Source organism: Hahella ganghwensis DSM 17046, assembly GCF_000376785.1.
Taxonomy (GTDB): Bacteria; Pseudomonadota; Gammaproteobacteria; order Pseudomonadales; family Oleiphilaceae; genus Hahella; species Hahella ganghwensis.
The window spans coordinates 41,619-54,433 of the sequence record NZ_AQXX01000099.1 but is presented as its reverse complement, the minus strand read 5'-3'; the positions used below and the strand labels follow the sequence as shown (position 1 = coordinate 54,433).

Here is a 12,815-nt window from a genome sequence, read left to right as displayed (position 1 = left end):
CTGTGCTACAACATCATAAGGCGAGAAGCATCGATTGCGGCGGTAAGCTTTGATCGAGCCCCGTCTGACATTCGCTTCAAACCAGTGTGTGATTATATTGCTGTTCAGTTAATTGTGATGGCGGCTTCCAATCCGATATCTGGAACAGGTCGGCGCTTGTCAGAGTTAAGATCGGGAATTAGTAGTCTGTTTTTGGAGAGGCGTCCGAGGCCTACGACACCTCGGACGGTTAAGATATCAAAGACCCGATATCCAGTAGATCGCAATGCTGCTCCTCTTAAGTGAACAGCATTGCACCCGAAGGCGGCTTTTTCTTTGCGAGTTTTTCTGGATTACAGAGAAAGCTCTTTCATGTACTTGGCAGCAACTTTGGCAGGCAGAGGAACATAACCGTCTTTAATGACAACTTCCTGGCCTTGCTTGGACATTACCAACTTAACAAACTCACCAACGATAGGATCGAGATCTTTGTTAGGCGCCTTGTTCACGTATACGTACAGGAAACGTGAAAGTGGGTATTCACCAGTAACAGCCATTGCAGGTGTCGCGTCAACAAACTTGTCACCTTCTTTCTTGGCCAACGGCACAGTGCGAACGCTGGAAGTCTTGTAGCCGATACCTGAGTAACCGATACCATTCACAGACTCAGAAACACCCTGAACAACAGATGCAGAACCTGGCTGCTCATTTACATTGTTCTTGTAATCTCCTTTACACAGGGCATTCTTTTTGAAGTAGCCGTATGTTCCAGAAACTGAATTACGTCCGAACAGCTGGAAGCTCTGGTTAGCCAGAGTACCTGAAACACCCAGTTGCCCCCAGGAAGTCAGGTCTTTATCGAACCCACATTTACGGGTAGAGGAGAAAATCGCGTCAACCTGAGAAATCGTCAGGCCTTTGATTGGGTTGTCCTTGTGGACAAATACTGCCAAAGCGTCAATGGCAACTGGAATAGCCGTCGGCTTGTAACCGAATTTCTTTTCAAAAGCTTCCAGCTCTTTGTCCTTCATCTGGCGGCTCATTGGCCCCAGATTGGAAGTACCTTCTGTCAGAGCAGGGGGAGCAGTAGAAGAACCCGCCGCCTGAATCTGTATGTTAACGTTAGGATAGTTACGCTTGAACTCTTCAGCCCACAGCGTCATCAGGTTAGCCAGAGTGTCAGAACCTACGGAAGAAAGGTTACCGGATACACCGCTTGCTTTATTATAAGAAGGCAGATTTGGGTCCAGATCCGCAGAAGCGGTAGTAGCCCAGAATGAAGCTGCGACAACAGTGGCTGCTGCGAAAACTTTTTTCAGTTGCATAGGGATTAACTCCTGGTTTTATTTCGACGCATCCGATGGGTTCGTCGGATTGGCGAAAACTATACAAATGATATATGACACTATTGTTACACCCGAAATTAATGTGACACCTATATTTCTTTCGTGAAGATCGATTTTCCTCAAGACACTCGGTAAACTGTTGAATTTCAGCGTTCTGCACTGACTCTGATGGTATCTCAGCAGCGTTTAAAACAATAAAAGGGAAGTAAAGTATGTTGCAGTCCTTGATCGGCCTGACCAGGTTGATTGACACCTTCACCGAGCATACCGGGAGGCTTGTTTCCTGGCTGAACATCGGTATGGTCTTAGGCACAGTCCTGGTCGTTGTACTCCGCTATGTTTTCAATAACAGCTCCATCGCCCTTCAGGAAGGCGTCATTTATCTCCACGGTGCAATATTCCTGTTGGGTTCGGCCTATACATTGAAATATAACGAACACGTTCGCGTCGATATTCTGTATCAACGCTTTTCACCCAGAGGCAAAGCCCTCGTCAATCTGTTGGGCACCCTGCTCTTGCTACTTCCTACTCTGGGCTACATATGGGTTGAGAGTTGGCCCTATGTCCAACAAAGCTGGCAGTTCAAAGAAGTTTCCCAGGAAGCCGCCGGTCTCCCGTATGTCTATGTACTCAAAACCCTGATCCTCGGTTTGGTGGTGGTACTTGGACTACAGGGAATTGCAGAGGTCTTGCGCTCCATCACAACGCTGATCCGTCCGGACCTGGAGGCAAGCAATGGTTGAATACATGTCTCTGATCATGTTTGGTGTAGTTTGCCTGGTACTGATTTGCGGCTACCCTGTGGCGTTTTCACTGGCAGGTACAGCTCTCGCCTTTGCCGCCATCGGGTCTGTTTTTAATATTTTCGATCCTTCATTTCTACAGGCGACACCCAGCCGGTTATATGGCTTAATCAACAATCAAACGCTGATTGCCGTTCCTCTTTTCGTCTTCATGGGCTGTATGTTGCAGAAGTCCAAAGTGGCGGAAAACCTCCTGGAAAGTATGGCCGTTGTGTTTAGTGGAATCCGGGGCGGCCTGGGTATATCCGTGGCAGTTGTAGGTATGCTGCTGGCTGCCAGTACCGGTATCGTCGGGGCAACTGTGGTGACGATGGGGCTGATCTCTCTGCCAACCATGCTGAGAAAGGGATACGCCCCTTCCGTAGCGACCGGTACCATTTGCGCCACCGGCACTCTGGGACAGATCATTCCCCCTTCCATTGCCCTTGTACTGCTTGGGGACGTGCTTTCCAGTGCCTACCAGCAAGCGCAGCGAGATATGGGCATATTCAGTCCCAAAACCGTTTCGGTGGGGGACCTGTTTGTCGGTGCGCTGATCCCCGGCCTGGTTCTCGTCGGTCTGTACATTCTTTATATTCTTGTCCTGGCAGTCATGAAACCCAATCTGGTGCCTTCAGGGGAATCCGTTAGTCGGAAAGAATTGCATGAAAGAGAACTATCCCTGTTCAAGGATCTGACGCCTCCATTAACCCTGATTATTGCCGTGCTGGGTTCGATACTCGGGGGTATTGCCACACCCACCGAGGCCGCAGGTGTCGGAGCCTTCGGCGCGATGATTCTGGCAGCGATCAGAGGTCAGTTCACTTATTCGGTAGTCAGGGATGTGTGCCAGCAAACTACCCGGGTAACCTGCATGGTCTTTATGATACTGATCGGCGCCACAATCTTTTCGTTGGTATTCAGGGCCTACGGCGGCGATGAATTGATCGAACACCTCTTCGATACCATGCCCGGTGGGGTTTTTATGGCGGTTTTGGTCGTCATGGTAGTGATCTTTCTACTTGGTTTTATCCTGGATTTTATCGAGATTACTTTTGTCGTCGTCCCTATTGTAGGGCCAGTCTTGCTGGCGATGGGGGTGGACCCGATCTGGCTCGGCATCATGATCGGTTTGAATCTGCAGACATCTTTCCTGACTCCGCCGTTTGGCTTTTCACTCTTTTATCTGCGGGGCGTGGCGCCGAGTTCAGTGAAAACCATCGATATTTATAAAGGCGTGGTTCCCTTTATCGGGATACAGGTCATCATGCTGGCCCTGCTAGCTGCTTGGCCTGACCTGGCAACCTGGCTCCCGGAGGTTGTATATGGTCCGTAACAGATATCCAAAGGTTAATAACGCCATCTCTACGGAACTTCTATACTGAGTGACTGACGGGGGTTTTGGTTCTTATCATGCCGAAACTCCCCGTCATTCATTGAGATTTGCATCGTCAGCCCCAAAATATCAGCACCGCGGACACATCGCGCAGGGCTACAAAACAAGTATCACGACGGGTAATACCTGACTAATGGGTGAGTAATTGACATGACAACATCAGACCGCGCAGCTCCCGGAGGCGAATTGTCTTTGCGGGTAATCGCTCTAGAGAGAGATACCAACCCCAATGGCGATATCCATGCAGGATGGTTGGTCTCACAAATGGATCTGGCCGCCTCCAATACTGCCGGCCGCCTGGCAGAAGGTCGCACAGCAACCGTATCCATCAAACAGCTGGACTTCATTTCCCCTGTGCGAGTCGGCGCAGAAGTCAGCTGCTATACCCGGGTTGAAGAAATAGGTACCAGCTCCATTCATATCGAAGTGGAAGTGTGGACTCGGGACTTAACCAGCCAGCAGCCCCGGAAAGTTACCGAAGGCAAGTTTGTCCTTGTGGCCATTGACGCCACTGGCAGAATACGCCCGGTACCGAATAAGGCCCGATGACTCACGCATAAATAAGCCCGCTTACGCGGGCTTATTTAGCGGATCTTACCTATCAACAAAGGTTGTTTGTTTAACGAGCGTTGATGTAAGCCTTCTCAGAAATCTCATGGTACTTCTCAACCTTCGCACGGAAACTCTCAAACGAGTCGTACACTTTCTTCACGGCAGGATCGTTATCTGCGATTTCTTTCACTGTCTGCTTGGAAATCACTTTCAACTGGGCCAGCACTTCATCCGGGTAGCGTCTTACTTCAATCCCGTGATTGTTCACTAACTCTTCCAACGCCGAGTTATTGCGTGCAGTATACTCATCCAGCATATCCTGGTTGATCGCTTTGGCAGCGATCTCCACGATCGCCTGCAGGTCTTCTGGCAACGCTTCAAACGCTTTCTTGTTGAAAGTGAACTCCAATGCGGTACCAGGCTCATGCCAGCCAGGATAGTAATAGTATTTGGCAGCTTTATGCAGACCAAATGCCAGATCATTATACGGACCAACCCACTCGGTAGCGTCTATCGTGCCAGTCTGAAGGGCTGTGAATATCTCGCCGCCAGGTAGCTGTACAGGCGTTCCCCCTGCGCGCTGCAGAACTTCTCCACCCAGTCCAGGTATCCGCATTTTCAAGCCTTGCAGATCCTCAAGGGAGTTGATTTCCTTGTTAAACCATCCCCCCATCTGGACGCCGGTATTGCCACCGAGCATCGGAATCACACCAAAGGGCTCATACACTTCTTCCCAAAGCTCAAGCCCTCCACCGTATGATACCCAGGAGTTCAGCTCCTGCGCATTGAGACCAAAAGGCACTGTGGCAAAAAACTGTGCGGCCGGCACTTTGCCTTTCCAATAATATGCTGCACCATGGCCTGCTTCTGCTGTACCTTGTGATACCGCATCAAAAACCTCCAATGCAGGCACCAGTTCACCGGCTCCATAAACCTTGATTTTCAGACGACCGTTACTCATCCGGTCAACTTCTTTCGCAAAATGCTCCGGAGCTTCACCCAGACCAGGGAAGTTCTTCGGCCAGGTTGTCACCAGTTTCCAGTTGATTGTCTTGGGTGCGGGTGCTTCGACCGCTTTGGCGGGGGCAGTTTCCTGCTTGTCCTGAGAACAGCCGACGAGCATGGAACCCAACAGGCCCGCGCCGACAATAGACATCAGGTAACGAAATTTCATGTGATATCTCCTTCTAATTATTCTTGTCAGTATCTCGCCCTCACTCGATGACCTCTCACGATACCGGCGGGCAGAGCAAGACCTGGTTGATTACTTGTACCTAAACCCTTGCGACGCAAGTATAACCGCAATTTCCTGCAAATGAACACCTTGCCCCTTTCATGTCACAACGACATAAGTCGTATCCGGAACAAACAGGGAAAAACCTGCTCCGGATACCTAACGCCGACTATAAGGTTTGCAGTTTCGCATAGGACAGTATCAGCCACTTACTGCCTTCATCATCGAAGTTAACCTGAATTCTGGCATGCGGTCCCTGACCTTCATAGTTCAAGACCACACCATCACCGTAACGCTCATGTCGAACCCGCTGGCCTAGGGCGAACTGGGCTTGCTCGCTATCAGATCCACTGCTGCCGCTACCATACGCCCCCCCCGGTTGGCGATCCCAGAACAACGGCTTACTGATCACCGACCGAAGCCTGACCTCTCTTAAAAGCTCGGGGGGAATCTCACGCACGAAACGGGAAATACTGTGATATTTGTCCTGTCCATATAATCGGCGGCTTTCAGCAAATGTCATGACCAACTTTTCCATCGCCCGGGTAATTCCCACATAACAGAGTCGCCGCTCCTCTTCCAGACGACCGGCCTCTTCCAAAGCCATTGCATGGGGAAAGAGTTCTTCTTCCATACCGGTTAAAAATACCAGTGGAAATTCCAGACCTTTGGCGGAATGTAATGTCATCAGCTGTACGGCATCCTGATCCACATCGGCCTGCTGTTCGCCGGCATCCAGAGCAGCCTGTGCCAGAAATTCAGCCAGAGGTTCGTCTTCCGATTGCTCATACTCAGCAACCGCGTTGACCATCTCCAACAGGTTTTCCTTGCGGGCCTCTCCTTTTTCACCCTTCTCACTGGCATGGAAATCCAGCAGACCGGTATTCTCCAGCATCTGCTTGGTCAGCTCCTGTAGCCCATGATCCAAAGAAAATTCCTGCAGATCCTTGACTGTCAATATCAACGTTTCCAATCCGGAGCGGGCTTTCCCTTTCATTGCCCCTTGCTCTACCAGACGAAGCGCCGATTGCCATAACGAGGAGCCCATTTGCTGAGCTGTTTCGCGCAGCATCTCCAGTGATTTTGCCCCTATACCACGGGCTGGAACATTGACGATTCTTTCAAATGCCGCATCATCATGGGGGTAACGAATCAAACGCAGATAGGCCAGCGCATTCCTGACTTCCAGCCGATCATAAAACCGCAAACCGCCATAGATTCGATATGGAACACCATGACGAATCAATGCTTCTTCCATCACCCGGGACTGGACGTTGGAACGGTAGAGAATCGCCACTTCAGCCCGATATCGCCCCTGCTCAACCCACTGCTGCAAAGATTCCACAATGTAGTTGGCTTCGTCCTGCTCGTTGAAAGCGGCATAGCAATCTATCGGCTCACCCTCACCCTGATCTGTCCAGAGTTCTTTCCCCAGTCGACTTGGATTGTTGGAAATCACCCGGTTGGCCGCCTTAAGGATCGCTCCGGTTGATCGATAGTTCTGCTCCAGCCGCACCATTTCAACAGGCGCAAGATCCTGCTGAAACTTCTGAATATTTTCAATTTTTGCACCGCGCCAACCATAAATAGACTGGTCATCATCTCCTACCACGGTCAAGGGCACATGCTGCCCGGCAAGTACTCTGAGCCACGCATACTGAATCGTATTGGTATCCTGAAACTCGTCTACCAGAATATGACGAAAACGATGTTGATAGTGCTGAAGGAGATCCGGCTTCTGCAGCCAAAGTTCATGGGAACGCAGCAAAAGTTCTCCAAAATCCACCAGCCCGGACTGACGACATTGTTCATCGTACAATTGATAGACTTTGGCCATGGTCTGCTGCCAGAGGTCCGAACCTGGGTCCAGATTGGCAGGTCGCACACCTTCATCTTTCTGCTGGTTGATGAAGTACTGCGCCTGACGTGCGGGCCACTTGGCTTCATCCAGCCCCAACTGCTTGATAACGCGTTTGATCATCCTTTGTTGGTCATCTGAATCGATCACCTGAAAGCTTTCCGGTAATCCTGCTTCTCGCCAGTGAGCCCTGAGTAGCCGGTGAGCCAGACTATGGAAAGTACCAATCCACATTCCCCGAGTTGGCAAATGCATCAATTCTTCCACCCGATGTCTCATTTCCTTGGCCGCTTTATTGGTAAAGGTCACAGCCAGGATGGCATTAGGGTTTAGGTTATCCACCTGAATCAGCCAGGCCATGCGATGAACCAGTGCACGAGTCTTACCACTTCCGGCACCAGCCAAAACCAGTAAATTTCGCGCACTGGAAGTCACCGCTTGGCGTTGTGCGTCATTCAGGGGATCTATCACAGCGGTGACATCCATATTTTCCATTTACCTCTAATTCGTTGGCGTTTTTTGAACGGTTCGGCTTTTCCAGCCGAATATGAAACTTGTACCCATGACCATATAAAGTTATAAAGAGGCAGGGCTCGAAACATAACAAAGGGTTACGCACCTTACTTCCACCAAAACCTCATTATTTATTACTTGTTCTGGTGGCTATATCGCGCCGCCACGGTATATGATTGGGCCTAGTCCAGAATGCCCAACAGCCGGGCGGCTCTCAGGTCTGCCACGGATGGTGCACGGGTTCGCACTTGAGACAAGGCTGTAACCATATATAAGGCCATTGGCCAGACTATTTGCGCAGCGGTACTCCCAAGGGAGTGAACTACTATACTAAAACATGCACCAACACAACATCGATAAGTCGGCACACAGCCTGCACCTCATGTCGGCCATGGCACGTCCAAAGTCGTTGGAGATCCGTCGTGAGCAGTTGATGCGGGTTAGCCAGATGGCTCCATACGCAGCCTTATCTCTGGTGGGGATTGCGTTGAGCCTGACGGTCATCTTCAGTGTCTATGGACAACCAGGCCAATCTTTCGGATTTGTGTTCCTTGCGCTGGCAGAAGCCATACTGGTGATGTTTCTTGGCCGGCTGATCCCACACCGTCTTGGTGATGATTCCCCTAATCTGCCAAAGAATATCGCGACCCTCACAGTGCTTTTCAGCAGCATCATTGTCGCCATTGCCATCACTTATGGTCCTGTCGCGGCTTATGCAGCCCACACCACACCGGAATACTGGGAGCATAATCTTACACTCATGAGTTTTGGCGGCGCCTGTCTGCTGGCCTACTTTCTGGGAATATGGTTAACCCCCTTTGTTCTGCTGCTTGTCATACCTTTACTCTGGGTAGCTACTTCCAGCTTTGCAGGAGGCCAACTGGACAGTTCCCTGATGACCCAAACGGCGATTATCAGCGGATTTGTCTATCCTCTGGCTGGGTTGTGGTTTATTTCATCCGGTCGCTATCTGATCCAAAAACTGCAGTTCCAGAAATTAATCGACTACCAGGAAAACGCACGCAGCGCCGCAGACGAACTGAATACCAAGCTTGCCCATGAGATCGCCCAACGGGAATTGGTTGAGTATGAGCTTAGAGATACCCAAAAAGACCTGGAAAATATCATTCTGGACCGAACAGAAGCGCTGACGGAAACCAACCGGGCCCTTAACCAGCAGATCAAATTACGCAAGAACATCAGTGATGCGCTGGTGAAAAGCCAATCCCGGCTATCCCAGGCAATCGAAGCCACAGGGCTCGCACTCTGGGACTGGGACATTCCTACCGATTCTGTTTATCAGTCCTACTTCCACCCGATCTTTGGCCCACGGGAAATTTCCGCGACCGAATTTTTCCGCCGAATACAGAACCTGGTCCATCCGGACGACCTGGAAAAAGCCAGTCGACAAATCACCAATTGCGTCAAAGGGTTAATCGAGCGTTGCCGACTGCAGTACCGGATCAAAATAGATGAAAACAACTGGATGTGGGTAGAAGACTGCGGCAAAGTGGTCAACACCGACAGCCAAGGCCGGGTTACCAGAATCCTGGGGACCCGTCGAGACATCACCCTGGATCAGAAGCGGGAAGAGCAGCTACGGCTGGCCAAATCGGTATTTGACCACACCTCTGAAGGGATTTTCGCGCTCGACAGCGAATTGCGCTTTCTGACCATCAATAATGCTTTCCAACACATTACCGGTTTTTCCGCCGACGAGATCATTGGCAAAAGCCTGGAGGACTTCAGCAAGTCCCCCAATAAGGAAAAAGTGTTCTCTCTGATACGGGAGGAGCTTGTTCTTAAGGGTAGCTGGCAAGGCGAGCTATATGAAAAGCGCAAAAACGGTGATTACTACAGCCAGTGGCTCCACCTTAAGGCGATCATTGATAATGACGGTAAGATTTCCCACTATGCCGGCCTCTTTTCCGACCTGACTGAACGCAAAGAAACCAACGAAAAACTCCACTACTTACTCAATTACGATGACTTAACTGGCCTGGCCAACCGGGTACTGTTCAAGGACCGGCTGCACAAGCGCCTGAGAAAAATGCGCGAGAACGGCGACAAAGTGGCGTTGCTGATGATTGATGTCGATCGTTTCCGGCAGATTAACGAAAGTCTGGGGCACGACATTGGCGATGAGCTACTGAAACAGGTTGCCCTGAGGATTTCGGACAACTCCCAGGATGCTGATACGGTTGCACGGCTGGGTAGTGATGAGTTCGCCATTATCATGACCGCCAATAATCGGGTTCAGGTGGCCAAGTTTTGCGAAATACTGCTCGACGCCCTGAAAACGCCTTATATTGTTGATTCCCAGGAGTACTTTATCTCCACCTCCATCGGCATCACCCAGGCACCGGATAACGGCCGGGAAATCCAGTCACTCATGCAGCAGGCTAATACCGCTGTCCGCCAGGCCAAGTATCTCGGGGGCAACACTTACGAATTCTACAGTCGTATGCTGCAAAACCTTTCCAGCCGCCGACTGAGTATGGAATCCGAACTGCGCAAGGCCGTGCAGAGAAATCAACTCGAAGTGTATTACCAACCCAAAGTGTCCCTAAAAGCCGGCCGTATTACCGGCGCAGAGGCCTTGGTCAGGTGGCGCCACCCAGAACTGGGCATGATCTCTCCCACTGACTTTGTGCCGGTGGCGGAAGAAAGCGGCCTGATCATGAGCATTGGCGAAACAGTATTGCACACCGCGTGCACGCAAGCCCGGATCTGGAACGATATGGGTCTGGGTAACCTCAAGGTCTCTGTGAATGTCTCAGCTTATCAACTCAGACAAGCCAACCTTCCACTGGTCGTCCGCGATGTACTCAAGTCCACAGAGCTGAGCCCGGATCAATTGGATCTTGAATTAACGGAAAGTGCATTGATGGAGAATGCCAGTCATACCCAGGCAATGCTCAACCGTCTCAGGAATATGGGAATTAGCATTACCATTGATGACTTTGGCACTGGTTATTCTTCTCTGGCTTACCTTAAACGATTCCCTATCAGTGCTCTGAAAATCGACCGCATGTTTATCAGCGATGTGCATCAGAATGCGGATGATGCTTCCATAACCAAAGCCATCATTCTCCTGGCGAACAGTCTTAACCTGGAGGTCATTGCAGAAGGTGTCGAGCTGCAGGAGCATCTGGATTTCCTGACGGCACACAATTGCAACACGATACAGGGCTTCCTGGTAGCAAGACCCTTGGAAGCCGCAGATATGACAGTGCAGCTCCAGCGGCAGGCACAGAAGTCAGGCGCGATACCGTTTTCCAGCTGATTCAATTGTATTTTCCACCCGATCTCCACCCTATCAAAATTCCTGCTTGAGGCAGCCGGATAATCATGATAAAAAAATATTCTTGTCAGACAATGCAATTGCGCAGGCATGGCAGTTTCGCAAATGAATTCGTCTCGCAAATTTCTGACACGCGGTAAACCTGGCAGCGCAGATCCGGGTTAGTTCCCATCTGCATTTAGCATAAGGATATTCGTGACAATGACTGTCACGGAAATTTCAAAAACAACAATTAAATTAGTCCCATACTGTGGAACTGGTCAGGGGAAGTCCATGCAAAATACATCTCACTTGAACTCCGCTACTGAGAATCTTACCGACGCATTATTCGACATACATACTGAAGACAAAAAAACCAAAGAAAAGGATACTGCCAAACGGCGCCTGAAAACCCGAAGAGCCATTGAAGATTACATGGAAAGCAAGCGCTTACGTGAATCTATTGGTGATTATTACCTGGATTAGTTTTTAACATTCCACCGCCCATGACTCAGATTGGGTTGTGGGCACCACCTCTTCTCAGGCCACAGGCCTCTGCCTGCGGCAGCAGTATCACTCGTGCCAAACACTCTTTATTGAGCATTTCTCACATTCCCGGAAGATTCCAGCAGTCCGTCTATACTTATACTAGGATCTATACTGACGCCTATTGCTGCCTTCAATCCACCAGCCTCCATTAGTGAACAGGGATGGTGATACCCGAACTGGACAAGAGCCGGGAGCCACGATGACCAAAATAACCTGCCCACAGTTTGTCGACCTGGAAAAAGACCTGATCAATGAATTTGTTGCTTGCTTTCAGGAAAACGTCGAAGAAATCGAGCAAACGGTTCAAAGCCTTGAGCATGATGTCAGCTCCGAACAGATTAATGAACTATTCAGAAGCATGCACTCTCTGAAAGGAAATTGTCGGATGGTCTTCCTCGACCCGATGGTCGACGTGATTCATCAGTTGGAAGAAATCGTATCGGAGATGCGGAACGGAGATTTACCCTATCAGCCCATGTTCGGCGTTTTTTTCATGAGCATTATTGGTTATGTGGAGACATTGATCGGGCAACTCTCAAGTGAGCAGGAAGCAGACGGAGAACTACAGCAATCCTTGTTGAAAGTGATCCAAAAAGTCCGCGAAGCCTCGCCAGGGAATGTCAACAAAGTCATTGATGAAGCGCTGGATACTCTAATGGCTGGCCCAGCCGGAGAGGTTGAAGAAGCCAGCACCCCGAGCGGATTACCCAGCCACTTTGTGCTCGGGCGGGACGACGATATGCAGTTTTTCCGCTTTCTTTCCCGCCAGATTGACCAACTAAGCATTTACCGAAAGGACCGGACCCAGAAAGAACTTGAGCTATGCAACGAGGTCAATCGGGAACTGGGAATGATCGTTGATCAGGAACAGTTGGAAGCTGCGGTATTACTGCACGATCTAGGAATGGCCTTTATTCCTCAGACACTGATGAGCAAAGGTAAAAACTCTCTGTCCAAAGAAGAGCAGAAAATCATGTCCGCTCACGTGGCTACCGGCGCTCAGATACTGAATCGAATGGCTGGCTGGCACGAAGCTGCAAGTATCATCCTACACAACCATGAGGCTTTTGACGGGACCGGTTTCCCTTACGGGTTAAGTGGCGAGGATATTCCTGTGGGCTCCCGAATCCTGGCATTGTGTGATGCTTTTTTTGATACCACCAGCGAGCGGGAAGACCGGTCTTATAAAAAGTCCCTGTTTGAGGCCGTTCGACACATCAATTCCTGTAATGGAACTCTGTTCGATCCCGCTTGCGTTGAAGCCTTTAATATGGCTGTGAGAAACCTCTATATCTCAAAAAGCTGAACTCACCAGCCATCACG

9 protein-coding genes and 1 pseudogene are annotated in these 12,815 nt (G+C 50.1%); 7 read left to right on the top strand and 3 right to left on the bottom strand.

Annotated elements, in window-relative coordinates; genetic code table 11:
- A pseudogene (locus F566_RS36270) lies at positions 1-285 on the top strand (IS4 family transposase); the annotation flags it as partial.
- Between the two features lie 47 nt (positions 286-332).
- Here F566_RS36270 and F566_RS0109390 read toward each other — a convergent pair.
- Positions 333-1,304 (bottom strand): PstS family phosphate ABC transporter substrate-binding protein, encoded by a 972-nt coding sequence (locus tag F566_RS0109390; protein WP_020406735.1) that lies wholly within the window; start codon positions 1,302-1,304, stop codon positions 333-335.
- A 233-nt stretch (positions 1,305-1,537) separates the two neighbouring features.
- Between F566_RS0109390 and F566_RS0109385 the strand changes: the two genes are divergently transcribed.
- From F566_RS0109385 to F566_RS0109375, 3 genes are all read left to right on the top strand, one after another.
- Positions 1,538-2,068: a TRAP transporter small permease subunit gene (locus F566_RS0109385; RefSeq protein ID WP_020406734.1), complete on the top strand. Its 531-nt coding sequence runs from the start codon at positions 1,538-1,540 to the stop codon at positions 2,066-2,068.
- The gene (locus tag F566_RS0109380; protein ID WP_020406733.1) at positions 2,061-3,443 is read left to right on the top strand and encodes a TRAP transporter large permease; all 1,383 of its coding nucleotides are present in this window, start codon (positions 2,061-2,063) and stop codon (positions 3,441-3,443) included. Before F566_RS0109385 ends, F566_RS0109380 begins: the two co-directional genes overlap by 8 nt.
- A 210-nt stretch (positions 3,444-3,653) precedes the next feature.
- On the top strand, positions 3,654-4,052 hold the full coding sequence (locus tag F566_RS0109375) for an acyl-CoA thioesterase (protein ID WP_020406732.1): 399 nt from the start codon (positions 3,654-3,656) through the stop codon (positions 4,050-4,052).
- 70 nt (positions 4,053-4,122) lie between these two features.
- Here F566_RS0109375 and F566_RS0109370 read toward each other — a convergent pair whose 3' ends face one another.
- Together F566_RS0109370 and uvrD are read right to left on the bottom strand one after the other, a co-directional pair.
- The gene (locus tag F566_RS0109370) at positions 4,123-5,229 is read right to left on the bottom strand and encodes a TRAP transporter substrate-binding protein (RefSeq protein ID WP_020406731.1); all 1,107 of its coding nucleotides are present in this window, start codon (positions 5,227-5,229) and stop codon (positions 4,123-4,125) included.
- Positions 5,230-5,458: 229 nt separating this feature from the next.
- Positions 5,459-7,633, bottom strand: a complete 2,175-nt coding sequence (uvrD, locus tag F566_RS0109365; RefSeq protein WP_026179887.1) for a DNA helicase II — start codon at positions 7,631-7,633, stop codon at positions 5,459-5,461.
- 364 nt (positions 7,634-7,997) lie between these two features.
- Here uvrD and F566_RS0109360 point away from each other — a divergent pair, with 364 nt between their 5' ends.
- From F566_RS0109360 to F566_RS0109350, 3 genes are all read left to right on the top strand, one after another.
- The gene (locus F566_RS0109360; RefSeq protein WP_020406729.1) at positions 7,998-10,946 is read left to right on the top strand and encodes an EAL domain-containing protein; all 2,949 of its coding nucleotides are present in this window, start codon (positions 7,998-8,000) and stop codon (positions 10,944-10,946) included.
- Positions 10,947-11,237: 291 nt separating this feature from the next.
- Positions 11,238-11,429, top strand: a complete 192-nt coding sequence (locus F566_RS0109355) for a PA3496 family putative envelope integrity protein (RefSeq protein WP_020406728.1) — start codon at positions 11,238-11,240, stop codon at positions 11,427-11,429.
- 262 nt (positions 11,430-11,691) lie between these two features.
- Complete coding sequence (locus F566_RS0109350) at positions 11,692-12,798, top strand: HD domain-containing phosphohydrolase (protein ID WP_020406727.1); 1,107 nt, start codon at positions 11,692-11,694, stop codon at positions 12,796-12,798.
- Positions 12,799-12,815: the final 17 nt, after the last annotated feature.